The following is a 24,054-nucleotide window of genomic DNA, read 5'->3' as shown; positions in this document are numbered from 1 at the left end:
CTGATCTTTAGTTGCTCAAGCCTGCTTCAGGCAGGCTGCGAGATGCTCGGCCAGAGCATCCCAGGCAATGCTTTGTTGTTCACTGTCGTCGCGAAGCGGCTTGCAACCTACCACGCGCTTGGCCACTTCGTCGTCCCCCAGGATCAACGCGTAGCGGGCACCGCTCTTGTCGGCCTTCTTGAACTGGCTCTTGAAGCTGCCGGCACCGGCGTTGACCAGCAGGCGCAGGCCCGGCAGGGCATCGCGCAGCTGTTCGGAAATGCGCAGGGCCGCGAGTTCGGCGGCTTCGCCGAAAGCGCAGATGAAGATATCGGCCGGGCTGTTCAGCTCCTCCGGCACCAGGCCAAGGGTTTCCAGCAGCAGCACCAGGCGCTCGACGCCCATGGCGAAGCCCACGCCCGGGGTAGGCTTGCCGCCGAACTGGCCGACCAGGCCGTCGTAGCGGCCGCCGGCACAGACGGTGCCCTGGGAGCCGAGCTTGTCGGTCACCCACTCGATCACGGTGCGGTTGTAGTAATCCAGGCCGCGAACCAGCTTCTGGTTGATCTCGTAACGGATGCCCAGCGCGTCCAGGCGCGCCTTGAGGCCCTCGAAGTGGGCCAGGGACTCTTCGTCCAGGTAGTCGTGCAGGGTCGGGGCGTCCACCAGCAGGGCCTGGGTGCCGCCGTCCTTGCTGTCGAGGATGCGCAGCGGGTTGGTGGTCAGGCGACGCTGGCTGTCTTCGTCCAGCAGGTCGAAACGCTCCTGCAGGTAGGCCACCAGGGCGTCACGGTAGCGGGCACGGGCCTCGCTGGAACCCAGGGTGTTGAGCTGCAGGGTCACGGCGTCGGCCAGGCCGAGCTTGTTCCACAGGCGCCAGGTGAGCGCGATCAGCTCCGCGTCGACGTCCGGGCCGGGCAGGTTGAAGACTTCCACGCCTATCTGGTGGAACTGGCGGTAGCGACCCTTCTGCGGCTTCTCGTAGCGGAACATCGGGCCGGCATACCAGAGCTTCTGCACTTGGCCGCCACCGGTCAGGCCATGTTCGAGCATGGCGCGCACGCAGCCGGCGGTACCTTCGGGACGCAGGGTCAGGGACTCTTCGTTGCGGTCGAGGAAGGTGTACATCTCCTTGTCGACCACGTCGGTACCTTCGCCGATGCCGCGGGCGAACAATTCGGTGAACTCGAGGATCGGCAGGCGGATTTCCTTGTAGCCGTAGCCATCCAGCAGTTCGGCCAGGGTGCTTTCCAGGTAGCGCCAGGCGGGCGTCTGCTCCGGCAGGATGTCGTTCATGCCACGAATGGCTTGCAGGGTCTTGCTCACGAAGGTTCCTTATTTCAGCTACGGACGATCAACGCCGCGTCAGCTTCGGCCTTGGCGGCCGCCTTCTCGCGGATGAGCCGTTCCAGCTCGTCCACCAGGTTGTCGTTGTTCAGCTTCTGCGCCGGCTTACCGTCGATGTAGACCAGGTTGTTCGGGCTACCGCCGGTGAGGCCGATATGCGCTTCCTTGGCTTCGCCCGGACCGTTGACCACGCAGCCGATCACGGCCACGTCCATCGGTACGAGCAGGTCTTCGAGGCGGCCTTCCAGCTCGTTCATGGTCTTGACCACATCGAAGTTCTGCCGCGAGCAGCTCGGGCAGGCGATGAAGTTGATGCCACGGGAGCGCAGGTGCAGGGACTTGAGGATGTCGAAACCGACCTTGACCTCTTCCACCGGGTCCGCCGCCAGGGAGATGCGGATGGTGTCGCCGATGCCGTCGGCGAGCAGCATGCCCAGGCCCACCGCCGACTTGACGGTGCCGGAACGCAGGCCGCCGGCCTCGGTGATGCCCAGGTGCAGGGGCTGCACGATCTGTTTGGCCAGCAGGCGATAGGCTTCGACGGCCATGAACACGTCGGAGGCCTTCACGCTGACCTTGAAGTCCTGGAAGTCCAGCTTGTCGAGGTGCTCGACGTGACGCAGGGCGGATTCCACCAGGGCCTGCGGGGTCGGCTCGCCGTACTTCTTCTGCAGGTCCTTTTCGAGCGAACCGGCGTTGACGCCAATGCGGATCGGGATGCCCTTGTCACGGGCGGCGTCGACCACGGCCCTGACCCGGTCTTCCCGGCCGATGTTGCCCGGGTTGATGCGCAGGCAATCGACGCCCAGTTCGGCAACGCGCAGGGCGATCTTGTAGTCGAAGTGGATGTCCGCTACCAGCGGCACCTGGACCTGTTGCTTGATGCGGCCGAACGCTTCGGCGGCATCCATGTCCGGTACGGAAATGCGCACGATGTCGACGCCGGCATCCACCAGGCGCTGGATCTGGCCAACGGTGGCGGCAACGTCGCAGGTGTCGGTGTTGGTCATGCTCTGCACGGCGATGGGCGCATCGCCACCCACCGGCACGGAGCCGACCCAGATTTTCCGCGAGACGCGGCGTTTGATCGGGGATTCGCAATGCATGGCTTATTGCCCCAGTTTCAGGCGGGCGGTTTCGCCACGGACATACGGCGACACATCAACCGGCTGGCCGTTGAAGCTCAGCTGGGCACCACGGGCATAGCCCAGACGGACTTCCAACGGAGCCCGGCCGGCCACTTCCAGTTTGTCTCCGGTGCGTTTCAGGCCGCTGACCAGAACCTTGCCGTTGGCGTCGGTGACCTGGGTCCAGCAATTGGCGGTGAACTGGATACTGACCACACCCTCGCCCTGCTGCGCGACGACCGGGGCGGCCGCTTCGGCGGCCGGGGCCGGTGTGGTGGCAGGCGCGGTCGGAGCAGTCGGAGCGGTCGGCTGGGTGGCAGCGGGAACGCTGGGCACGGCGGCGACAGGCGCGGAAGACTGGGTCGTCGGAGCGGCGGGAGCAGTGGGCGCGGCGGCTAGGGCGGGCACGACGGGGGCTACCGGCGCTACCGGAGCGGTTTCACCCGTGGGCTGGGCAGCCGCGCCTTCGGCCACCGGCTGTTCCGGCTGGGCGGCGGTTTCCGGGGATACCTGGGGCGGAACCGGCGCCTGGCCTTCCTGGGCCTCGGCAACGGCCTGGTCTTCCGGCTCATCCAGGGGATGGATCTGGGTGGTGCCGTCGGCACTCTCCACTTCCACGTGTTCCATGTTCACGCTGGCGGCTTCGTCGTTATTGCGGCTGGAATGCTCCTGCCACCAGAAGAAACCGACGCCGCCAAGGGCGACGAGGACAATGAAACTGAAGATGCGCAGCACGCTCTGGGACAGGCGCACCGGCTCTTCGATGCGACCCAGGCTGTGCACGCTGCTGCCCTTGGCATCGGTACCGGTGTAATGGTCGAACTCGGCTACCAGGGCCGCCTGGTCCATGCCCAGCAGCTTGGCGTAGGCGCGCACGTAACCACGGGCGAAGGTGTGGCCGGGCAACTGGTCGAAATCACCGGCCTCGAGCCGGCGCAGGGAATGCTCGGTCAGGTTCAGGTGACGGGCGACTTCGCCCAGGCTCAGATTCTTGCTCTCACGGCCCAGACGCAGGGTTTCACCCGGGTTGGCGCGAGTCGCCGCTACAGCTTCGGGATGCGACGCTTTCATCATTGCTCCGACAGGTAATGCTGATATTCCGGCGTGCCGGGATAAAGTCGCTTGAGTTGCAGACCGAGGCTGGCGGCCTGGTCGCGGTCTTCAAATATGGTCGACAGACGCGCACCGAGCAGCAGGCTGCGGGCATTCTGCGGGGCTATCTGGGTGTAGCGATCGTAGTAGTCGCGAGCCGGCACGTACTGTTTTTCGTCGTAGGACAGCTGGGCCATTTCCAGCAACGCCAGAGGCTGGTCGCGGTTCAGCCGCAGCGCCTTGTCGAAATGCTGTTTGGCCAGGGCCGGGTCGTTCATCTTCAGGGCGGTCAGACCGAGGCTCTCGAACACACGGGAACGCTCAGGGTAGAGCGTGTCGTCGGCGGCCTGCTGGAAGCGCTCGTAGGCATCCTTGTAGCGGCCTTGTTCGTACAGGAAGCCGCCATAGTTGTTGAGGATGCGCGAGTCGTTGCGGGCGGACAGGGCCTTGCGGAAATGCTCGTCGGCCAACTGGGGTTCCATCTCGGTCTGGAACACCAGGGCCAGCGCCGCGTTGGCGTCGGCGTTGGACGGATCCAGTTCGAGGGCTTTCTTCAGCGGCACCTTGGCGCGCTCGGTGGCGCCCTGCTTGAGATAGCCGATGCCCAGGGCGATATAGGCGTCACGCGCCTCATCACGGCCCTTGTCGGTTTTCATCGGGTCGACCTGGCCGGTCGACACGCAAGCCGCGAGCAATACGGTGGAAACGAGGAGCAGCGCGGCGCGCAGGGTCATGGGGTGTCCTTCATCAGTTCCGGTTCGTGGCGTTCTGCGACGCCTCCGCTTCCGCGTTCAGCTGGCGCACGGCGATATAACGTTCGCTGCGGCGGGTACGGTCCATGACCTGGCCGACCAGCTGGCCGCAAGCGGCATCGATGTCCTCGCCGCGGGTGGTGCGGACGGTGACATTGTGCCCGGCCTTGTGCAACAGGTCCTGGAAGCGGCGGATCGAATTGTTGCTCGGCCGCTCATAACCGGAATGCGGGAAGGGGTTGAACGGGATCAGGTTGATCTTGCAGGGGAAGTCCTTGAGCAGCGCGATCATCTGTTGAGCGTGTTCGGGCTGGTCGTTGACATCCTTGAGCAGGGTGTACTCGATGGTCAGCACGCGCTTCTCGCCGAGGCGGGAGATATAGCGACGGCAGGAGTCGAGCACCACGGCCAGGGGGTACTTTTTGTTGATCGGCACCAGTTGATTGCGCAGCGGGTCGTTGGGCGCGTGCAGCGACAGCGCGAGGGAAACGTCGATCACCTCGCCCAGCTTGTCGATCATCGGCGCCACGCCGGAGGTGGACAGGGTCACCTTGCGCTTGGAGATGCCATAGCCGAGGTCGTCCATCATGATGTTCATGGCGGCGACCACGTTGTCGAAATTCAGCAGCGGTTCGCCCATGCCCATCATCACCACGTTGGTGATGGCACGGTCGATCTTCGCGGGGATGGTCCCGAAGGACTTGTTGGCGATCCACACCTGGCCGATCACTTCGGCGGCGGTGAGGTCGCTGTTGAAACCCTGTTTACCCGTGGAGCAGAAGCTGCAGTCCAGGGCACAACCGGCCTGGGACGAGACACACAGGGTGCCACGGCCGCCTTGCGGGATGTACACGGTTTCGACGCAGCTGCCGGAAGCCACACGGACCACCCATTTACGGGTGCCATCGCTGGAGATGTCCTGGCTGACCACTTCCGGGCCGCGAATCTCGGCAGAGGCCTTGAGCTTGTCGCGCAAGGCCTTGCCGATATTGCTCATGGCGTCGAAATCATCGACGCCGAAGTGGTGAATCCACTTCATCACCTGACCGGCGCGGAAGCGTTTCTCCCCGATGGACTCGAAGAAGCTTTCCAGTTGCGGCTGGGTCAAGCCCAGCAGGTTCACTTTACCGGTCGATTCAGTCATGGCCTCACCCTCTCCCATTCGCGATTAGCGAATGCGAGCGCACACCTCGGTGGCGGCGAAGAAGTACGAGATCTCGCGAGCGGCGGAAGCCTCGGAGTCGGAACCGTGTACGGCGTTTTCGTCGATGGAGACGGCGAAGTCAGCGCGGATGGTGCCGGCGTCGGCTTTCTTCGGGTCGGTAGCGCCCATCAGCTCACGGTTCTTGGCGATGGCGCCTTCGCCTTCCAGGACCTGAACAACGACCGGGCCGGAGGTCATGAAGGAAACCAGGTCCTTGAAGAAGGGACGCTCTTTGTGCTCGGCGTAGAAGCCACCGGCTTCGCGCTCGGACAGTTGCACCATCTTGGCGGCAACAACGCGCAGACCGGCTTTTTCGAAGCGGGTGACGATCTCACCAACTACGCTCTTGGCAACGGCGTCCGGCTTGATGATGGAGAGAGTGCGTTCAACAGACATGGAAAAACTCCAGAAACGAGGATTAAAGCGAAAAATTAAACCCGCGAATTATACGCGGGTTAGGGGGAAATGCGTAAGGGCCGCAGCCCGGAGGTAGTCGCCGCTCAGTCGGCTTCTTCGATCCAGGCCGCCTGGATGGCCTCCAGGACCTTCTCGCCGCCGCGCTGCGGGTCGTCGGAAAACTCCGGCAGGGCCAGGACCCAGTTGTGCAGGTCGACGAAGTTGACGTAGCGCGGGTCGACTTCCGGCTTGGATTCCGCCAGTTGAATGGCGATTTCCAGCACATCGGTCCATTTCAAGCTCATTTTCAGTGACCCTCGGAGACCTGGTTGATGGTGTATTTCGGAATTTCCACCACCAGATCTTCATCGGCGACTACAGCCTGGCAGGAAAGGCGAGACTGAGGCTCCAGGCCCCAGGCCTTGTCGAGCATGTCGTCTTCCAGTTCGTCGGAAGCTTCCATGGAGTCGAACCCTTCGCGCACCACGATGTGGCAGGTGGTGCAGGCGCAGGACTTCTCGCAGGCGTGCTCGATGTCGATGCCGTTGCGCAGGGCGGCGTTCAGGACGCTTTCGCCCGGCTGCGCCTCGATCACGGCACCCTCGGGGCAATGCTCGGCGTGGGGCAGGAAGATGATCTGCGGCATTTCTGGGTCAATCCTCGATTTCGTTGAGTCGGCGACCGGACAGCGCGGCCTTGACGGCGGCGTCCATACGACGGGCGGCGAAGGCATCGGTCACCTGGGACAGGCGCTTGATCTGGGTTTCGATGGCGACGACATCACTGCCGACGATCAGCTCGCGAAGGCTTTGCATGCTATCCAGGATCGCCGCGAGTTCGGTTTCGTCCAGCAGACGCTCGCCATCGGCATCCAGCGCGGCCTGGACCGCCTCGAGCAGACGCTCGGCGTCGACCTGCTGCTCGCGCAAGGCACGGGCATTCTTGTCGTCGCCGGCGTACTGGAAGGAATCCTGCAGCATGCGCGAGATCTCGCCATCGGTCAGGCCGTAGGACGGCTTGACCTGAATGCTCGACTCGACGCCCGAGGCCAGCTCGCGGGCGCTCACACCCAGCAGCCCATCGGCGTCCACCTGGAAGGTCACGCGAATCTTCGCCGCACCCGCCACCATGGGCGGAATGCCGCGCAGCTCGAAGCGCGCCAGGGAACGGCAGTCCTTGATCAGCTCGCGCTCACCCTGGAGCACATGGATCATCATGGCCGTCTGGCCATCCTTGTAGGTGGTGAAGTCCTGGGCGCGAGCCACCGGGATGGTGGTGTTGCGCGGGATCACCTTTTCCATCAGCCCGCCCATGGTTTCCAGGCCGAGCGACAAGGGGATCACGTCCAGCAGCAGCAGCTCTTCGCCGCGCTTGTTGCCGGCCAGGGTATCGGCTTGCACCGCGGCGCCAATGGCCACTACCTGGTCCGGATCGATATCGGTAAGGGGCTGGCGACCGAACATCTCGGCCACCGCCTCGCGCACACGGGGCACACGGGTGGAGCCGCCGACCATGACCACGGCCTCTACCTCTTCCAGCTCGATGCCGGCATCGCGCACGGCACGGCGGCAGGCCTTGAGGCTGCGGGACACCATGGGCTCGATCAGCGAATCGAACAGCTCGCGGGTCAGTACACCGCGCCATTCGCCGTAGGCGAGTTCGACGCTGTCGGCTTCGGTCAGGGCTTCCTTGGCATCGCAGGCGGCGCGCAGCAAGCTGCGCTGGGCGCCCGGATCGAGGTCGGCGGAAAGGCCGGCCTGCTGAACCATCCAGCCGGCGATGGCATGGTCGAAATCGTCGCCGCCCAAGGCACTGTCGCCACCGGTGGCCATGACCTCGAAGACACCGCGACTCAGGCGCAGGATGGAAATATCGAAGGTGCCGCCGCCCAGGTCGTAGATCGCCACGACGCCTTCGGCCTGCTTGTCCAGGCCATAGGCCACCGCAGCGGCGGTAGGTTCGTTGAGCAGGCGCAGCACATTGAGGCCGGCGATGCGCGCGGCATCCTTGGTGGCCTGGCGCTGGGCTTCGTCGAAGTAGGCCGGCACGGTGATCACCGCCCCCACCAACTCACCGCCCAGGGTCTGCTCTGCGCGCTGGCGCAGGGCCTTGAGGATGTCCGCCGACACTTCCACCGGGCTCTTGGCGCCCTGCACGGTCTCGATGAACGGCATGTGCGACTGACCGCCGACGAAGCGGTAGGGCAACTGCTCGCCCAACTGCTTGACGTCTTCCAGGCCACGGCCCATGAAGCGCTTGACGGAAATGATGGTGTTCAGCGGATCGCTGGAAGCGGCCTGCTTGGCACCACGACCGACCTCGACGCGATCAGCGTGATAGCGGACGGCGGAAGGCAGGATGACCTGACCTTCGGCATCGGGCAGGGGCTCGGCGACGCCGCTGCGCACGGCAGCGACCAGCGAATTGGTGGTACCCAGGTCGATGCCCACCGCCAGGCGGCGCTGGTGCGGCTGGGGGGTCAACCCGGGTTCGGCGATCTGCAGTAAGGCCATGCTTGTCTATTTATCAGGCGTACCGGCAACCAAGACGGCATCGCGGGTTAATTGTCGAGGTGCTCTTCCAGTTGGCGCACTTCGTGGGTCAGCTTGTCGAGGAACTGCATGCGGCGCACCACACGCTCGGCCTCTTCGCGGCGCTCGGGATCGTTCCAGCACTCGGCGAAGTCGCCATCCAGCTCGCCCTGCGCAGTCTTGAGGCGGCGCTTGAACGCAGCCACGCCATCAAGGTCGGCACTGTCATGCAAGTCTTCCAGTTCCTCACGCCACTGCATCTGCTGCAGCAGGAACTGCGGGTCCTGCACCGTGGCTTCGAGCGGCAGCTCGCGCCCACTGACGGCTAGCAGGTACAGCGCCCGTCGCGGCCCACTCTTGAGCGTCTGGTAGGCATCGTTGAGCTGGGCGGCGCGCTCCAGCGCCAGGCGCTGCTCGCGCTCGGTAGCATCGGCGAAACGGTCGGGATGGACGGCACGCGCCAGCTCGCGATAACGCGCCGCAAGCTGGTCAAGATCCAGTCGATAACCCGGCTTCAGGTCGAACAGGGCGAAATGACAGGGAGTTCCCACATACGCCTCAGACGTTAAAGCTCTCGCCGCAGCCGCATTCGCCGCGCACGTTCGGGTTATTGAACTTGAAGCCTTCATTGAGCCCTTCGCGAACGAAGTCCAATTCAGTGCCATCGAGATAGGTCAGGCTCTTGGGATCGATGATCACCTTGACGCCATGACTCTCGAAGACCATGTCTTCGGCAGCCAGTTCATCGACGAACTCCAGCACATAGGCAAGACCGGAGCAGCCAGTCGTACGCACCCCCAGACGGATACCTTCACCCTTGCCGCGCCCCTCGAGGGAACGCTGCACATGGCGGGCGGCGGATTCAGTCATGCTGATGGCCATTGCAACTCCTTACTCGTTCGAGTGCTTAGAGCAGACCCTTCTTCTGCTTGTAGTCATGGACGGCCGCCTTGATAGCGTCCTCGGCCAGAACCGAGCAGTGAATCTTCACCGGCGGCAGAGCCAGCTCTTCGGCGATGGTGGTGTTCTTGATGGAAGCCGCTTCGTCGAGCGTCTTGCCCTTCATCCACTCGGTGGCGAGGGAGCTGGACGCGATGGCGGAGCCGCAGCCATAGGTCTTGAACTTGGCGTCTTCGATGACACCCTGCTCGTTGACCTTGATCTGCAGACGCATCACGTCGCCACAGGCAGGCGCGCCGACCATGCCAGTACCCACGTTGGGGTCCTGGGCGTCGAGCTTGCCGACGTTACGCGGGTTTTCGTAGTGGTCGATGACCTTTTCGCTGTATGCCATGGTATCTATTCCTCACTCATCAGGGTGGCGTCAGTGCGCCTGCCATTCGACCTGGGACAGGTCGACGCCCTCTTTATACATATCCCACAGAGGGGACAGTTCACGGAGCTTGCTGACCGCTTCACGCACCTTGGCAGCGGCGTAGTCCACTTCTTCTTCAGTGGTGAACCGGCCGAAGGTGAAGCGGATGGAGCTGTGCGCCAGCTCGTCGTTGCGGCCCAGGGCACGCAGCACGTAGGACGGCTCCAGGGAAGCCGAGGTGCAGGCGGAGCCGGAAGAGACCGCGAGGTCCTTGAGCGCCATGATCAGCGACTCGCCTTCGACGTAGTTGAAGCTGACGTTCATGTTGTGCGGTACACGAGAAGTCGCGCTGCCGTTCAGGTAGAGCTCTTCCATGCCGTCGATCTGGGCCCAGAAGCGATCGGCCAGGGCCTTGATACGCACGTTCTCGGCAGCCATTTCCTGCTTGGCGATGTGGAAGGCTTCACCCATGCCGACGATCTGGTGGGTAGCCAGGGTGCCGGAACGCATGCCGCGCTCGTGGCCGCCACCGTGGGTCTGCGCCTCGAGACGCACACGCGGCTTGCGGCGCACGTAGAGGGCGCCGATGCCTTTCGGGCCGTAGGTCTTGTGTGCGGAGAAGGACATCAGGTCGACCTTCAGCTTCTCCAGGTCGATCTCCACCTTGCCGGTGGACTGTGCGGCGTCGACGTGGAAGAGGATGCCGCGGGCACGGGTCAGCTCGCCAATGGCGGCGATATCGTTGACGGTGCCGATCTCGTTGTTCACGTGCATGATCGAGACCAGGATGGTGTCGTCACGCAGGGCCGCCTCGACCATGGCCGGAGTGATCAGGCCATCTTCGCCGGGCTCGAGGTAGGTGACTTCGAAACCTTCGCGCTCCAGCTGGCGGGTGGTGTCCAGCACCGCCTTGTGCTCGATCTTCGAGGTGATGAGGTGCTTGCCCTTGCCACTGTAGAAGTGCGCCACGCCCTTGATGGCGAGGTTGTCGGATTCGGTCGCGCCGGAGGTCCAGACGATTTCGCGCGGGTCGGCGTTGACCAGCTCCGCTACCTGACGACGAGCATTCTCCACCGCTTCTTCAGCCTTCCAGCCAAACACGTGGGAGCGCGAAGCCGGGTTACCGAAGTTGCCATCTACCAGCAGGCAATCGCTCATTTTCTGGGCGACGCGCGGGTCCACCGGCGTAGTGGCGGAATAGTCGAGGTAAATCGGCAATTTCATCTGGGCTCTCCTATCAGGTATCGGGGCCAATCACGGGCCGGCGCCCTGCTCAATCTATGGCGGACGCTTCAATCTTATCGAGATGGGGCATCCTGCCGTTGCTTCCACAGCGGCGTTGATCCTGCCGCTGAGCGACCTCCTGAACCTCGCGGCGGTTGACCAGGTCGGCCAAGCTGATGCCACTGAGGAACTCGTGGATCTGAAGGCTCAGATCACACCAGAGGTGGTGGGTAAGGCAGGTGTCGCCGGAATGGCAATCGCCCAGGCCTTGGCAACGGGTGGCATCCACCGATTCGTTGACCGCGTCTATTACCTGGGCGACATGAATGCCATGCATGTCGCGGGAAAGCTGGTAGCCACCACCGGGACCGCGCACGCTGCTGACCAGGTTGCCGCGGCGGAGCTTGGCGAAAAGCTGCTCGAGATAGGACAGGGAAATGCCCTGTCGCTCGGAAATATCCGCCAGGGACACCGGCCCATGCTGCGCATGCAGCGCCAGGTCGAGCATGGCGGTGACGGCGTATCGGCCTTTGGTGGTCAGTCGCATGGTGAGTACCACGGGATCGCTGGAATGCAGCGAGTATGCAATTCCCGACTATTTAAGTCAACTATAAGCCTGATCAAATCAGTCGGAATTACACGATACAGGGGCGTGCATGATATCAGAGGGAAATCCCGTTAGCACCCTAAGAATCCGACCCGAGACAGCCGCCCCGGATCGAATCGGCAAGGTTCAGACCACCGACTTCGGCTCGTCATCCTTGACCCCGGCGAAGTCCTCTTCGCGCAGCTCCGGCAGGGCCTTGGCGCAGTAGTCGCTGCCCAGGGCGGTGAGCGCCTTGCACATGCCGTCCAGACGCTCGTCCACCGCCTGTACGTGGTCCAGCAACTGGCCGATGGCGCGGGCCACCGGGTCGGGCATGTCCTGGCCAACGCCGTAGGCGTCGAAGCCGAAGCGCTCGGCGATGGCCTGGCGCTTGGCCTCCTGCTCCGGGTCGGCCTTGACGATGACCCGCCCGGGAATCCCCACCGCGGTGGCGCCCGCCGGCACCGCCTTGGTTACCACGGCGTTGGAACCGATCTTGGCGCCGGCCCCCACGGTGAAGGGCCCGAGTACCTTGGCGCCCGCCCCCACCACCACGCCGTCTTCCAGCGTCGGGTGGCGCTTGCCCTTGTTCCAGCTGGTACCGCCCAGGGTCACACCCTGATAGAGGGTGACGTCGTCACCGATCTCCGCGGTCTCGCCAATGACGATGCCCATGCCATGGTCGATGAAGAAACGCCGGCCGATCTTCGCGCCAGGATGGATCTCGATGCCCGTCAGCCAGCGACTGAAGTTCGACACCAACCGCGCCAGCCACTTCCAGCCACTTATCCACAGGGCGTGGGCGACACGATGCAGCCATATGGCATGCAGGCCCGGATAACAGGTGAGCACCTCGAAGGCATTGCGCGCGGCCGGATCACGATGGAATACGCCCTGAATGTCTTCTCGAATGCGCTCGAACATCACGTGTCACTCCGTTTGCCTGTTTCGCCCCGCACGGCTTTCTGGGTTTCGGTCAGGATGCCGCGCAGGATATTCATCTCCAGCTTGCTGATGTTGCTGCGTCCATAGAGGCGACGCAGGCGGGACATCAGGTGCCGGGGCTTCTCCGGATCAAGGAAGCCGATCTCCACCAGGGTGCTTTCCAGGTGTTCGTAGTAGCGCTCCAGCTCATCGACGGTAGCCGGCTGGGTGTTGAGCATGGCGGTGGCTTCCACCTTCTCCACCTTGCTCGGCAAGCCTTCCTGCTCCAGCCAGGCCATGCGCACCTCGTAGACCAGCACCTGGACGGCGGCCGCCAGGTTCAGCGAGGAGAACTCGGGATTGGAGGGGATGTGCACATGGTACTGGCAGCGCTGCAGCTCTTCGTTGGTCAGGCCTGCGTACTCGCGACCGAACACCAGCGCCACCTCACCGCCGACCTGCACCTGCTCGACGGACGTGCGACCACACTCGCGCGGGTCCAGCAGCGGCCAGGGGATACGGCGATCGCGAGCGCTGGTTCCCACCACCAGACTGCAACCCACCAGAGCCTCTTCCAGCGTGGCGACCACCTGGGCGCCATCCAGGATGTCATCGGCACCCGACGCGCGAGCGCGAGCCTCGGGACTGGGGAAGTCCATGGGATCCACCAGCACCAGCTTGGTCAGGCCCATATTTTTCATGGCGCGGGCAGCACCACCGATATTGCCGGGATGGCTGGTATTGACCAGCACCACGCGAATGTTCTGCAGCAATGCTCTAGTCTCAGCGGAAGCTCAGGGGAGCGGAATATTACCGGAGGCACCGACTCAACGCCACGAATCACGTAGCCTCCCCCTGCCTGCCCTAAGCTTTATCTGGTACCATGTGCGGCTTTCTTCTTTAACGACCCAGGTGACTTCCCCATGCAGCCTATGCTGAATATCGCCCTGCGCGCCGCTCGCAGCGCCGGTGAACTGATTTTCCGCTCCATCGAGCGCCTGGACGTTATCTCCGTCAACGAGAAGGACGCCAAGGATTACGTCACCGAGGTCGATCGCGCCGCTGAGCTGTCCATCGTGCAGGCCCTGCGCAAGGCCTACCCGAACCACGGCATCCTCGGCGAAGAAGGCGGCCTGCTGGAAGGCAAGGGCGAAGGCGCCGACTACCTGTGGATCATCGATCCCCTGGACGGCACCACCAACTTCATCCGTGGCGTTCCGCACTTCGCCGTCAGCATCGCCTGCAAGTACAAGGGCCGCCTCGAGCACGCCGTGATCCTGGATCCGGTCCGTCAGGAAGAGTTCACCGCCAGCCGTGGTCGTGGCGCCGCCCTGAACGGCCGCCGCCTGCGCGTCAGCCCGCGCAAGAGCCTGGAAGGCGCACTGCTCGGCACCGGCTTCCCCTTCCGCGACAGCCAACTGGACAACCTCGACAACTACCTGGGCATGTTCCGCAGCCTGGTCGGCCAGACCGCCGGCATTCGCCGCGCCGGCTCCGCCAGCCTGGACCTCGCCTATGTAGCGGCCGGTCGCTTCGACGCCTTCTGGGAATTCGGCCTGTCCGAGTGGGACATGGCAGCCGGCGCGCTGCTGGTGCAAGAAGCCGGCGGCCTGGTGAGCGACTTCACCGGCGGCCATGACTTCCTCGAGAAAGGCCACGTGGTGGCGGGCAACACCAAGTGCTTCAAGGCGGTACTGACCGCCATCCAGCCGCACTTGCCGCCGTCGCTGAAGCGCTGATCGCCTTCACGCAGACATGAAAAACCCGGCCTAGGCCGGGTTTTTCGTTTTCCGGGGCTTGTCGCCCTACTGCTGGACGCCCGCGCCGCCGCCCTGGGACGGGGAGGAGCCGACACCGCCCTGCTGACTGAGGATCAACTGGCCTTCCTTGGTCACAGGAATCTGCCGACCCGGGTCATGATCCATGCGCACCTGACCGACCTTGCCGTCCAACTCGTACCTTACGTCGTAGCCCACCAGCTTCTCGCTGGTGTCGGTGACGATCTTGCAGCGGGTTTCGGTGGTGGTATAGGTGTCGCCTTCCTGCATGTGCTCCTGCACCTTGTTACCGGCGTAGCCGCCACCCACCGCACCGGCGACGGTAGCGATCTTCTTGCCGTTACCGCCGCCGATCTGGTTGCCCAGCAAGCCACCGGCAACCGCGCCGAGGACAGTACCGGCGATCTGGTGCTGGTCCTTGACCGGACGCTGGCGGGTCACCGCCACGTCATTGCAGACCTCGCGCGGAGTCTGGATGGTTTCGTTGATCGGCTGGACCGCCAGCACTTCGGCGTACTCCGGGCCGCTATTGCCTACCAGGTTGTAAGTGGCGACCGCGCCGCCGGCGGTCACGCCAACCGCGCCCAATACGGCACCGACGATCATCGACTTGTTCACATGAACCTCCTGATTCGCTTCCTCTGCGGGCATACGTGCCCTACTCCTTGCCTTGGATGGGATGCATCGGTTCAAGTTCCCAAGCACGAAGGAACAATCTGATAAATGGGACGGACTACTCATACAACAGAAACGACAAGGCCCGGCATTTGCCGGGCCTTGCGCAAGCGTTGAAGCGACGACTCAGGGACGTTCATCTACCTCGGCGGTATTCGCCGGCGGAATCAGGTCTTCGGAGGTCAACTTCAGCCAAATCAGCACCGGGGCGCTGATGTAGATGGAGGAGTAGGTACCCACAACCACACCCACCAGCAGCGCCAGGGCGAAGCCATGCAGGCTGTCGCCGCCGAACAGCAGCAGGGCGAACAGCGCCAGCGCGGTGGACATCGAAGTGGCGATGGTCCGCAGCAGGGTCTGGGTGCACGACACGTCGATGTTCTCGATCAGGTCGGCGCGACGCAGCACGCGGAAGTTCTCGCGGATACGGTCGAAGATGATGATGGTGTCGTTCAGCGAGTAACCGATCATCGCCAGTACCGCGGCCAGTACGGTGAGGTCGAAGGGGATCTGGAAGAACGCCAGGATACCCAGGGTGACGATCACGTCATGGACCAGCGAGGCCACAGCGCCCACGCCGAACTTCCACTGGAAGCGGAAGGCCAGGTAGAGCAGGATCCCGCCCAGCGCCAGCAGCATGGCCAGGCCACCCTGGTCGCGAAGCTCTTCACCCACCTGCGGGCCGACGAACTCGACGCGCTTGAGCTCGAAGACGCTCGCGGCGTCCTGCTGACGCAGGGCCTCGGCCACCTTGTTGCCCAGCTGCGGGTCTTCGCCAGCCAGGCGCACCAGCACGTCGGTGGAGGCGCCGAAGCTCTGCACCACGGCATCCTCGAAGCCAGCCTTGCTCAGGTTCTGCTTGATCTGCTCCAGGTTAGCCGGCTGCTCGTAGGACAGCTCGATCAGGGTACCGCCGGTGAAGTCCAGGCCGAAGTTCAGGCCCTTGACGAACAGCGCACCGATACCGATCAGGCTGATGACCACGGTGATGGCGAACGCAATGTTGCGTATCGCCATGAAACGGATAGTTGACTTGATCATGGCAGGCCTCAAATCCACAGTTTCTTGAAGTTGCGGCCACCGAAGATCAGGTTGACCAGACCACGGGTGAACATGATGGCGGTGAACATCGAGGTGATGATCCCCAGCGACATGGTCACGGCGAAGCCCTTGATCGGACCGGTACCGAGAGCGAACAGGATGCCGCCCACCAGCAGGGTGGTGAGGTTACTGTCGACGATCGCGGTGTAGGCGCGGTCGAAGCCCTCGTGGATCGCACGCTGCACCGACAGGCCGTTGGCCAGCTCCTCGCGAATCCGCGAGTAGATCAGCACGTTGGCGTCCACCGCCATGCCCAGGGTCAGCACGATACCCGCGATACCCGGCAGGGTAAGGGTCGCGCCGATCACCGACATCAGGCCCACCAGCAGCACCAGGTTGAACGCCAGGGCAATGGTGGCCAGCACACCGAAGAAGCGGTAGATGGCGATGATGAACAGCGATACGAAGACCATCGCCCACCAGGTGGACTCGATGCCCTTGACGATGTTCTCGGCACCCAGGCTCGGGCCGATGGTGCGCTCTTCGGCGAAGTACATCGGTGCGGCCAGGCCGCCGGCGCGCAGCAGCAGGGCCAGTTCCGAGGACTCGCCCTGGCCGTTCAGGCCGGTGATGCGGAACTGGCTGCCCAGCGGCGACTGGATGGTCGCCAGGCTGATGATCTTCTTCTCTTCCTTGAAGCTCTGTACCGCCACTTCCTTCTGCGCGCCATCGACGTCGCGGGTTTCGTAGCGGGTGACCGGGCGCTGCTCGATGAAGATCACCGCCATGCTGCGACCCACGTTGTTGCGGGTAGCACGGTTCATCAGCTCGCCGCCGTGACCGTCGAGACGGATATTCACTTGCGGACGACCGTTTTCGTCGTAGCTGGCCTGGGCGTCGGTAACCTGGTCACCAGTGATGATCAGGCCACGCTCCAGCTGTACCGGCGGACGACCCGGCTCGCGGAATTCGAAGGTCTCGGTGGACGCCTTGCTGGCCGTCGGCTCGGCGGCCAGGCGGAATTCCAGGTTGGCGGTCTTGCCGAGGATACGCTTGGCTTCGGCCGTGTCCTGCACGCCGGGCAGCTCGACCACGATGCGGTTGGCACCCTGGCGCTGAACGATAGGTTCAGCCACGCCCAGCTCGTTCACACGGTTACGTACCGTGGTGAGGTTCTGCTTGATCGAGTATTCGCGGATTTCCGCCAGCTTGGCCTGGGTCAGGGCAAGCTGCAGGACCTGCTGGCCGCCACGCTCGGCGTCGGTCAGGTCGAAATCGGTGAAGCTCTTGCGGATCAGCACGCGGGCCTTGTCCAGGGATTCCTGGTCGCTGAAGCCGAGCTGGAAGCCGTTCTCGGTCGCCGGCAGGCTGCGATAGCGAATACGCTCCTTGCGCAGCAGCGTACGGACTTCACCTTCGTAGATCTTCAGGCGCGCATCGACGGCTTTCTCCATGTCCACTTCCAGCAGGAAGTGCACACCACCGGAGAGGTCGAGGCCCAGTTTCATCGGCGTGGCGCCGAGTTTGCGCAGCCAGTTCGGGGTGGTAGGCGCCAGGTTCAGGGCGACCACGAAGTCGTCACCCAGCGCTTTGCGCACCACGTCCTTGGCCGGCAGCTGGTCGCCGAGCTTGGTCAGGCGCAGCAGGCCGCCAGTCTGCGACAGGCTGGACGCCTTGAGCGCGATACCGGCCTGCTCGAGAGCAGCGGCGGCCTTGTCCAGGTCGGCTTGCTGGATCTTCAGCGCGGTACTGGTCCCAGTGATCTGGATTGCCGGATCGTCCGGATAGAGATTGGGTGCGGAATAGACCAGACCGATCGCCAGCACCGCCAGGATCAGCAGATATTTCCACAGTGGGTACTTGTTGAGCATGACTCCGCCCGTTATGAAGCGGGGCGCCTGTTGGCGCCCCGTCGGTGTTGATCCATGAACCCTTAGATAGCTTTCAGGGTGCCCTTCGGCAGGGTCGCCGCGATAGCCGCTTTCTGGAACTTCAGCTCTACGCTGTCGGACACTTCGATGACCACGAAGTCATCAGTGACCTTGGTGACCTTGCCAGCGATGCCGCCGGAGGTAACCACTTCGTCGCCCTTCTGCAGGCCACCCAGGAGAGACTTGTGCTCCTTGGCGCGCTTGGCCTGGGGACGCCAGATCATCAGATAGAAGATGACCAGGAAACCGATCAGGAATACCCACTCGAAGCCAGTACCGGCAGGGCCGGCAGCAGCGGCCGGTGCAGCCGCGTCAGCAAAGGCGGCGGGGATCAGAAAGCTCATCTAGAACTCCTATTGCGGAAAATTTGGAATGTACTCGAATGTGGAACCATGCGGCTTTATCAGCCCAGGGGCGGAGTCGGTAGTCCGCGCTTGGCATAGAAGGCATCGACAAAGACGGCCAATTTACCCTGTTGGATAGCCTCGCGCAAACCAGCCATCAGGCGCTGGTAATGCCGCAAGTTGTGGATTGTATTCAACATGCTGCCGAGCATTTCGCCGCATTTGTCCAGATGGTGCAGATAGGCCCGCGAGAAGTGTTTGCAGGTGTAACAGTCGCAACTCGCATCCAGCGGCGAATCGTCATGCCGGTGCACCGCGTTGCGGATTTTCAGCACCCCGGTCTCGATGAACAGATGGCCGTTGCGCGCGTTGCGGGTGGGCATCACGCAATCGAACATGTCCACGCCACGGCGCACACCTTCCACCAGGTCCTCGGGCTTGCCGACGCCCATCAGGTAGCGCGGCTTGTCAGCCGGCATCTGTCCGGGCAGGTAGTCCAGCACGCGGATCATCTCTTCCTTGGGCTCGCCCACCGACAGGCCGCCGATGGCCAGGCCATCGAAACCGATCTCGCTGAGGCCCTCGAGGGAGCGCATGCGCAGGTCTTCATGCATGCCGCCCTGGACGATCCCGAACAGTGCCGCGCTGCTCTCGCCATGGGCCACCTTGGAGCGCTTGGCCCAACGCAGGGACAGCTCCATGGAGCGCTTGGCCGTGTCGACGTCGGCCGGATAGGGCGTGCACTCGTCGAAGATCATCACGATGTCCGAGCCCAGGTCGCGCTGGACCTGCATCGACTCTTCCGGCCCCATGAACACCTTGGCGCCGTCCACCGGGGAGGCGAAGGTCACGCCTTCTTCCTTGATCTTGCGCATGGCGCCCAGGCTGAAGACCTGGAAACCGCCGGAGTCGGTGAGGATCGGCCCCTGCCACTGCATGAAGTCGTGCAGGTCGCCGTGACGCTTTATCACCTCCATGCCCGGCCGCAGCCAGAGATGGAAGGTGTTGCCGAGAATGATCTGCGCGCCGATCGCCTCGATGTCGCGCGGCAGCATCCCCTTCACCGTGCCGTAAGTGCCCACGGGCATGAAGGCCGGCGTCTCGACGACGCCCCGCGGGAAGGTCAGGCGGCCGCGACGGGCCTTGCCGTCGGTGGCCAGCAGCTCGAAGTTCATCCGGCAGGTGCGCGTCATGCTTGATCCTCGGGCCCGCGCGGAGCGGGGTTGCGGGTGATGAACATCGCATCACCGTAACTGAAGAAACGATACCCCTGCTCCACCGCCGCCGCGTAGGCGGCCATGGTCTCCGGATAGCCGGCGAAGGCCGAGACCAGCATCAGCAGGGTGGATTCGGGCAGGTGGAAGTTGGTGACCAGGGCATCCACCACGTGGAAGGGGCGGCCCGGGTACAGGAAAATGTCGGTGTCGCCGCTGAAGGCCTTGAGCTGGCCATCCCGCGCGGCGCTTTCCAGGGAACGCACGCTGGTGGTCCCGACAGCGATCACCCGACCACCCCGGGCGCGGCAGGCGGCCACGGCATCCACCACATCCTGGCCCACTTCGAGCCATTCCTGGTGCATGTGGTGGTCCTCGATACGCTCCACGCGCACCGGCTGGAAGGTGCCCGCCCCCACGTGCAGGGTGACGAAGGCCTTCTCCACCCCTTTGGCCGCGATGGCGTCGAGCAGCGCCTGGTCGAAGTGCAGCCCGGCGGTGGGCGCCGCGACCGCGCCGGCGTGGCGCGCATAGACGGTCTGGTAGCGCTCGCGATCGGCCTCGTCATCGGGCCGGTCTATATAAGGCGGCAGCGGCATATGGCCGACCCGTTCCAGCAGCGGCAACACCTCTTCGGCGAACTTCAGCTCGAACAGGGCGTCATGCCGGGCAATCATCTCGGCTTCGCCGCCGCCGTCGATCAGCAGGGTCGTACCCGGCTTGGGGGACTTGCTGGAACGCACATGGGCGAGCACGCGATGGCTGTCCAGCACGCGCTCGACGAGAATCTCCAGCTTGCCGCCGGAGGCTTTCTGGCCGAACAGGCGCGCAGGAATCACCCGGGTGTTGTTGAACACCATCAGGTCGCCTTCGCGAAGGTATTCCAGCAGGTCGGCAAAATGCCTGTGGCTGAGCTCGGCGGTTTCGCCGTTCAGCACCAGCAGACGGCTGGCGCGGCGCTCGGCCAGGGGATGACGGGCGATCAGAGCTTCAGGAAGCTCGAAGTGGAAGTCGGCTACGCGCATGGTGGGAGGTCGAATCGCAGGGGCGCAGATAGTACAGGAAATGCCCGATCCTGACCACGGAGACGGATTGACCGCCCTTGAGCGCCTCCCTATACTGCGCGCCCATCGTGCCTCGGTGGCGGAATGGTAGACGCGGCGGATTCAAAATCCGTTTCTGGCGACAGAGTGAGAGTTCGAGTCTCTCCCGGGGCACCACGATATCCCTCAGCTCCACTCCAGAGCCTTTCCCAGGGCTTTTCGACCCCCTCGTTTTTCCGCCTGTCCGGGGCCTCTCCCCGACCCTAAAAGTTTGGCTTTTCGGGGCTTGGCATTTACTCAGAACTTAGCGTAGAGTTGGCCAACTGTGTTTGCATGGGTCGCTGTTGAATCGTGACCTGATGCGGTAGATCACCAGATCCGCTACATCCCGCTCGACTTCTCTTACCTCTTTGCAACCAGTTCCAGTCCTTCTGGCGCGTCAGTGATACAGCAGGCTGCCATCAACTTCAGTTTCAAGGATTAAAGATATGTCGAATCGTCAAACCGGCACCGTCAAATGGTTCAACGACGAGAAAGGTTTTGGTTTCATTACCCCGGAAAGCGGCCCGGATCTGTTTGTTCACTTCCGTGCTATCGAAGGCAGCGGCTTCCGTAGCCTGAAAGAAGGCCAGAAGGTTACCTTCGAAGCCGTTCAAGGCCAGAAAGGCATGCAGGCTGACAAGGTTCAGGTCGTAAACTGATCCTGAGCTTCGCCGAAAGCCCCTGATGGAAACATCAGGGGCTTTTTTGTGCCTGGCGATCGGCTGCTAGAATGGCGCGCCCTCAACACGCCAAGAGCCCGCAATGCCGAAACATCAGCTGCGCCCCCAGGGCGATTACCCCGCCGCCGGGCTGCTTCGCCGCTTCGCCGCGATCCTCTACGACTTCCTGCTCTGCGTCGCCCTGCTGATGGTGGTCACCCTCGCCTACCAGCAGATCGTGCTGCGTCTGATCCATGGCGGCGAGCGCCTGCGCGAGATGGCCGACCAGGGCCTGCTGGCCCACGACCCCCTGCTCTCCACCCTGCTGGTCTTCAGCCTGTTCGGCTTCTTCGCCAAATTCTGGACCCACAACGGCCAGACCCTGGGCATGCAAGTCTGGGGACTGCGCGTGCAGAACAAGGACGGCTCGGCCATCAGCCTGTGGCAGGCGCTACTGCGCTTCGTGATCTCCATCGGGTCCTGGCTGACCCTTGGCCTGGGCTTCTTCTGGAGTCTCTGGGACAAGGAAAAGCGCACCTGGCACGACATCTATTCGGAATCCCAGGTAGTGCACCTGCCCAAGGACGCGCACAAGAAGTGATCCCCCATAAAAAAGCCGGCTCAATGCCGGCTTTTTTATTGCGTGAAGCGGATCAGCCCGCCCGCCTCAACAGCCAGACCCCCGCCAGCGCGCAGATACCCGCAGGCACCAGCACCGCGAACAACGGCGAGAAGCCGAACACCAGGCTCGATGGCCCCAGCAGGTCCTGGCTGATACGCACCACGAAGCCGATGACCACGCCGGTGAAAACCCGCTGACCCAGGGTGACCGAGCGCAATGGCCCGAAGATGAACGAAATCGCCATCAGCACCAGCGCGGCGGTAACCAGCGGCTGCAGCACCTTGGTCCAGAACGCCAGCCAGTAGCGGCCATTGTTCAAGCCTTGATCCGCGAGGTAGTGGATATAGCGCCAGAGACCGGTGATCGACAGCGCCTCCGGCTCCATCACCACGGTACCCAGCAGTTGCGGATTGAGTTCCACGTCCCAGCGCTCGGTGACGCTATTCACCACTTCGGTATGGTCGCCACGGAAGTGCGTGGTGGACACGTCCTCCAACTCCCAGTGGTCGCCCTGGTACAGCGCGCGCCTGGCGAAGCTGGCGGACTGCATGCGGCGCTCGCCATCGAAGTGGTAGCGGGTCACGCCATAGAGCACGCCATTGGGCTGCACGGCGTTGATGTGGACGAATTCCTCTCCCTGGCGGTGCCAGAGGCCGCGCTTGGAGCTTTGCGCATCACCGCCGCCCTGGGCCAGGGAACGACTGGCCTGGGCCATGTTCTCGCTCCAGGGCGCGACGTATTCGCCGATCAGCACACCCACCACCATCAGCACCAGCATGGGCTTCATGACCGCCCAGACGATACGACCGATGGACACGCCGGCGGCCCGCATCACGGTCAGCTCGCTGCTGCTGGCCAGAGTACCGAGGCCGATCAGGCTGCCGATCAACGCCGCCATGGGCAGCATGTCGTAGATCCGTCGCGGCAGCGTGAGCACGACGTACCAGGCCGCGGCCATCACGTCGTAGCCGCCGCCCAGGTCGCCCAGCTCGTCAATGAAGGCGAATATCGCCGCCAGGCTGACGATGACCCCGAGCACCGCGAGGATGCCGAAGAACACGCTGGTGCCGATGTAACGATCCAACCTAACCATGGGCCACCTCACGGGCATCACGACGAGCCGCCCATTTCAACGACAGAGGCTCCCAATACAACAACAGCAGGCCGACCACGGCGAACAGCCCATGCACCCACCACAGGCCGACGGCCATGGGGATGCGCCCCTTGTCCAGCTGGCCGCGCGCGGCGATCAGCAGGGACAGGTAGGCCATGTACAGCAGGATCGCCGGCAGCAACTTGAGGAAACGGCCCTGGCGCGGGTTGACCTTGGACAGCGGCACCGCCAGCAGGGTGACCACGAACACCAGCAGAGGAATCGACAGGCGCCACTGCAGCTCGGCCTGGTGACGAGGGTCCGGGCTTCCGATCAGCTCGGAGGTGGGCACCGCCTCGCGCTCGCCGATCTCGGAGCTGATCTCCGGCTTGGGCAGCAGCACGCCGTAGGTGTCGTACTGGATGATGCGGTAGTCGGCCTTGCCCGGACTGCCGTCGTAGCGATAGCCGTTCTTCAGGATCAGGTAGCGACTGCCGTCGGCCTGGATCTCCTGGTGCCCCTTCTCCGCCACCAGCACGCCGATGCCGCGGTCCTTGCCGTCCTGGCGCGACACGCGCTTCTCGGAGATGAACACGCCGCCCAGTTCGCCACGGTCAGGGGACAGGGTCTCGGTATAGGTCACCCTGCCACCACCCTTGAGCGCCTGGAAACGCCCGGGCACCAGGGTATCGAGTTCGGTCAGGGCATCCTGCTCATTGAGGATGCGCGCCACCTGGGCCACGCCCTGGGGCGCCAGCCCCAGGCTCAGCCAGGCCACCAGCAGGGCCACCAGCAGGGCCGGCGCCAGGCTGTAGACCATCAGGCGCTGCTGGCTCATGCCGGTGGCGCTGAGCACGGTCATTTCGCTGTCGAGATAGAGCCGGCCGTAGGCCAGCAGGATGCCGAGGAACAACCCCAACGGCAGGATCAACTGGAGGAAGCCGGGAATACGGAAACCCATGATCAGGAACAGCACACCCGGGTCCAGGGCGCCTTGCGCGGCCTGGGCCAGGTACTTGATGAAACGGCCGCTCATGATGATCACCAACAGCACGGCGCTGACCGCGCTCAGGGTGACCAGCACCTCGCGAGAGAGATAACGGAAGACAATCAAAACCAGACACTCCAGGGTTGT

Annotated in this window: 27 protein-coding genes and 1 tRNA gene; 4 read left to right on the top strand and 24 right to left on the bottom strand. The window is 63.6% G+C overall.

Annotated elements, in window-relative coordinates; translation table 11 throughout:
- Positions 1-15 precede the first annotated feature (15 nt).
- The 16 genes from hisS to trmJ all read right to left on the bottom strand — a co-directional run bounded on the left by hisS (position 16) and on the right by trmJ (position 13,250).
- Complete coding sequence (gene hisS / locus PCA10_RS05695; RefSeq protein WP_016491080.1) at positions 16-1,305, bottom strand: histidine--tRNA ligase; 1,290 nt, start codon at positions 1,303-1,305, stop codon at positions 16-18.
- 14 nt (positions 1,306-1,319) lie between these two features.
- A complete protein-coding gene (ispG, locus tag PCA10_RS05690; protein WP_016491079.1) occupies positions 1,320-2,432 on the bottom strand; it encodes a flavodoxin-dependent (E)-4-hydroxy-3-methylbut-2-enyl-diphosphate synthase in 1,113 nt (370 codons plus the stop codon).
- A 3-nt stretch (positions 2,433-2,435) separates the two neighbouring features.
- Positions 2,436-3,527 (bottom strand): RodZ domain-containing protein, encoded by a 1,092-nt coding sequence (locus PCA10_RS05685; protein WP_081663905.1) that lies wholly within the window; start codon positions 3,525-3,527, stop codon positions 2,436-2,438.
- Positions 3,524-4,279, bottom strand: coding sequence for a type IV pilus biogenesis/stability protein PilW (gene pilW / locus PCA10_RS05680; RefSeq protein WP_016491077.1), 756 nt, complete (start codon positions 4,277-4,279; stop codon positions 3,524-3,526). The genes PCA10_RS05685 and pilW overlap by 4 nt, the downstream gene beginning before the upstream one ends.
- A 13-nt stretch (positions 4,280-4,292) precedes the next feature.
- Complete coding sequence (gene rlmN, locus PCA10_RS05675) at positions 4,293-5,441, bottom strand: dual-specificity RNA methyltransferase RlmN (RefSeq protein WP_016491076.1); 1,149 nt, start codon at positions 5,439-5,441, stop codon at positions 4,293-4,295.
- Positions 5,442-5,465: 24 nt separating this feature from the next.
- A complete protein-coding gene (gene ndk, locus PCA10_RS05670; RefSeq protein ID WP_016491075.1) occupies positions 5,466-5,897 on the bottom strand; it encodes a nucleoside-diphosphate kinase in 432 nt (143 codons plus the stop codon).
- A 104-nt stretch (positions 5,898-6,001) separates the two neighbouring features.
- Complete coding sequence (gene iscX, locus PCA10_RS05665) at positions 6,002-6,202, bottom strand: Fe-S cluster assembly protein IscX (RefSeq protein ID WP_016491074.1); 201 nt, start codon at positions 6,200-6,202, stop codon at positions 6,002-6,004.
- 2 nt (positions 6,203-6,204) lie between these two features.
- Positions 6,205-6,543, bottom strand: a complete 339-nt coding sequence (gene fdx, locus PCA10_RS05660) for an ISC system 2Fe-2S type ferredoxin (RefSeq protein WP_016491073.1) — start codon at positions 6,541-6,543, stop codon at positions 6,205-6,207.
- Between the two features lie 7 nt (positions 6,544-6,550).
- On the bottom strand, positions 6,551-8,410 hold the full coding sequence (hscA, locus tag PCA10_RS05655) for a Fe-S protein assembly chaperone HscA (protein ID WP_016491072.1): 1,860 nt from the start codon (positions 8,408-8,410) through the stop codon (positions 6,551-6,553).
- A 47-nt stretch (positions 8,411-8,457) separates the two neighbouring features.
- Positions 8,458-8,979 (bottom strand): co-chaperone HscB, encoded by a 522-nt coding sequence (gene hscB / locus PCA10_RS05650; RefSeq protein WP_016491071.1) that lies wholly within the window; start codon positions 8,977-8,979, stop codon positions 8,458-8,460.
- Between the two features lie 7 nt (positions 8,980-8,986).
- Entirely contained in the window at positions 8,987-9,310 is a 324-nt protein-coding gene (gene iscA / locus PCA10_RS05645) for an iron-sulfur cluster assembly protein IscA (protein ID WP_016491070.1), read from the bottom strand.
- A gap of 25 nt (positions 9,311-9,335) precedes the next feature.
- On the bottom strand, positions 9,336-9,722 hold the full coding sequence (gene iscU / locus PCA10_RS05640; protein WP_016491069.1) for a Fe-S cluster assembly scaffold IscU: 387 nt from the start codon (positions 9,720-9,722) through the stop codon (positions 9,336-9,338).
- Between the two features lie 30 nt (positions 9,723-9,752).
- Entirely contained in the window at positions 9,753-10,967 is a 1,215-nt protein-coding gene (locus PCA10_RS05635; protein ID WP_016491068.1) for an IscS subfamily cysteine desulfurase, read from the bottom strand.
- Between the two features lie 49 nt (positions 10,968-11,016).
- Positions 11,017-11,514 carry a Fe-S cluster assembly transcriptional regulator IscR gene (iscR, locus tag PCA10_RS05630; protein WP_016491067.1) on the bottom strand — a complete coding sequence of 166 codons (498 nt, stop codon included), beginning with the start codon at positions 11,512-11,514 and terminating at the stop codon, positions 11,017-11,019.
- Between the two features lie 186 nt (positions 11,515-11,700).
- A complete protein-coding gene (gene cysE, locus PCA10_RS05625; RefSeq protein ID WP_016491066.1) occupies positions 11,701-12,477 on the bottom strand; it encodes a serine O-acetyltransferase in 777 nt (258 codons plus the stop codon).
- Positions 12,477-13,250: a tRNA (cytosine(32)/uridine(32)-2'-O)-methyltransferase TrmJ gene (gene trmJ, locus PCA10_RS05620; RefSeq protein WP_016491065.1), complete on the bottom strand. Its 774-nt coding sequence runs from the start codon at positions 13,248-13,250 to the stop codon at positions 12,477-12,479. Before trmJ ends, cysE begins: the two co-directional genes overlap by 1 nt.
- Before the next feature lie 150 nt (positions 13,251-13,400).
- Here trmJ and suhB point away from each other — a divergent pair, with 150 nt between their 5' ends.
- Entirely contained in the window at positions 13,401-14,216 is an 816-nt protein-coding gene (gene suhB, locus PCA10_RS05615; protein WP_016491064.1) for a type III secretion system regulator SuhB, read from the top strand.
- Between the two features lie 66 nt (positions 14,217-14,282).
- On the opposite strand, the gene PCA10_RS05610 is transcribed toward suhB, so the two are convergent.
- The 6 genes from PCA10_RS05610 to queA form a co-directional block, all read right to left on the bottom strand.
- Positions 14,283-14,873, bottom strand: a complete 591-nt coding sequence (locus tag PCA10_RS05610) for a glycine zipper 2TM domain-containing protein (RefSeq protein WP_016491063.1) — start codon at positions 14,871-14,873, stop codon at positions 14,283-14,285.
- Between the two features lie 183 nt (positions 14,874-15,056).
- Positions 15,057-15,971 carry a protein translocase subunit SecF gene (gene secF / locus PCA10_RS05605; RefSeq protein ID WP_016491062.1) on the bottom strand — a complete coding sequence of 305 codons (915 nt, stop codon included), beginning with the start codon at positions 15,969-15,971 and terminating at the stop codon, positions 15,057-15,059.
- An 8-nt stretch (positions 15,972-15,979) separates the two neighbouring features.
- Positions 15,980-17,842: a protein translocase subunit SecD gene (gene secD / locus PCA10_RS05600; protein WP_016491061.1), complete on the bottom strand. Its 1,863-nt coding sequence runs from the start codon at positions 17,840-17,842 to the stop codon at positions 15,980-15,982.
- A gap of 62 nt (positions 17,843-17,904) precedes the next feature.
- Entirely contained in the window at positions 17,905-18,246 is a 342-nt protein-coding gene (gene yajC, locus PCA10_RS05595) for a preprotein translocase subunit YajC (protein WP_016491060.1), read from the bottom strand.
- Positions 18,247-18,305: 59 nt separating this feature from the next.
- Complete coding sequence (gene tgt / locus PCA10_RS05590; RefSeq protein ID WP_162472271.1) at positions 18,306-19,421, bottom strand: tRNA guanosine(34) transglycosylase Tgt; 1,116 nt, start codon at positions 19,419-19,421, stop codon at positions 18,306-18,308.
- Between the two features lie 14 nt (positions 19,422-19,435).
- Complete coding sequence (gene queA / locus PCA10_RS05585) at positions 19,436-20,485, bottom strand: tRNA preQ1(34) S-adenosylmethionine ribosyltransferase-isomerase QueA (protein ID WP_016491058.1); 1,050 nt, start codon at positions 20,483-20,485, stop codon at positions 19,436-19,438.
- Between the two features lie 109 nt (positions 20,486-20,594).
- On the opposite strand from queA, the gene PCA10_RS05580 reads away from it, so the two are divergent.
- The 3 genes from PCA10_RS05580 (at position 20,595) to PCA10_RS05570 (ending at position 21,805) form a co-directional block, all read left to right on the top strand.
- Positions 20,595-20,680, top strand: a tRNA-Leu gene (locus PCA10_RS05580).
- A 311-nt stretch (positions 20,681-20,991) separates the two neighbouring features.
- On the top strand, positions 20,992-21,204 hold the full coding sequence (locus PCA10_RS05575; RefSeq protein ID WP_016491057.1) for a cold-shock protein: 213 nt from the start codon (positions 20,992-20,994) through the stop codon (positions 21,202-21,204).
- Positions 21,205-21,307: 103 nt separating this feature from the next.
- Complete coding sequence (locus PCA10_RS05570) at positions 21,308-21,805, top strand: RDD family protein (protein ID WP_016491056.1); 498 nt, start codon at positions 21,308-21,310, stop codon at positions 21,803-21,805.
- A 52-nt stretch (positions 21,806-21,857) separates the two neighbouring features.
- On the opposite strand, the gene lptG is transcribed toward PCA10_RS05570, so the two are convergent.
- Positions 21,858-22,919: an LPS export ABC transporter permease LptG gene (lptG, locus tag PCA10_RS05565; protein ID WP_016491055.1), complete on the bottom strand. Its 1,062-nt coding sequence runs from the start codon at positions 22,917-22,919 to the stop codon at positions 21,858-21,860.
- Positions 22,912-24,033: an LPS export ABC transporter permease LptF gene (gene lptF / locus PCA10_RS05560; protein ID WP_016491054.1), complete on the bottom strand. Its 1,122-nt coding sequence runs from the start codon at positions 24,031-24,033 to the stop codon at positions 22,912-22,914. The genes lptG and lptF overlap by 8 nt, the downstream gene beginning before the upstream one ends.
- Positions 24,034-24,054: the final 21 nt, after the last annotated feature.

Source organism: Pseudomonas resinovorans NBRC 106553 (assembly GCF_000412695.1).
In the GTDB taxonomy this organism is placed as follows: Bacteria; Pseudomonadota; Gammaproteobacteria; order Pseudomonadales; family Pseudomonadaceae; genus Metapseudomonas; species Metapseudomonas resinovorans_A.
The sequence above is the reverse complement of the archived record's forward strand: the minus strand, read 5'-3'. Positions and strand labels throughout refer to the sequence as shown.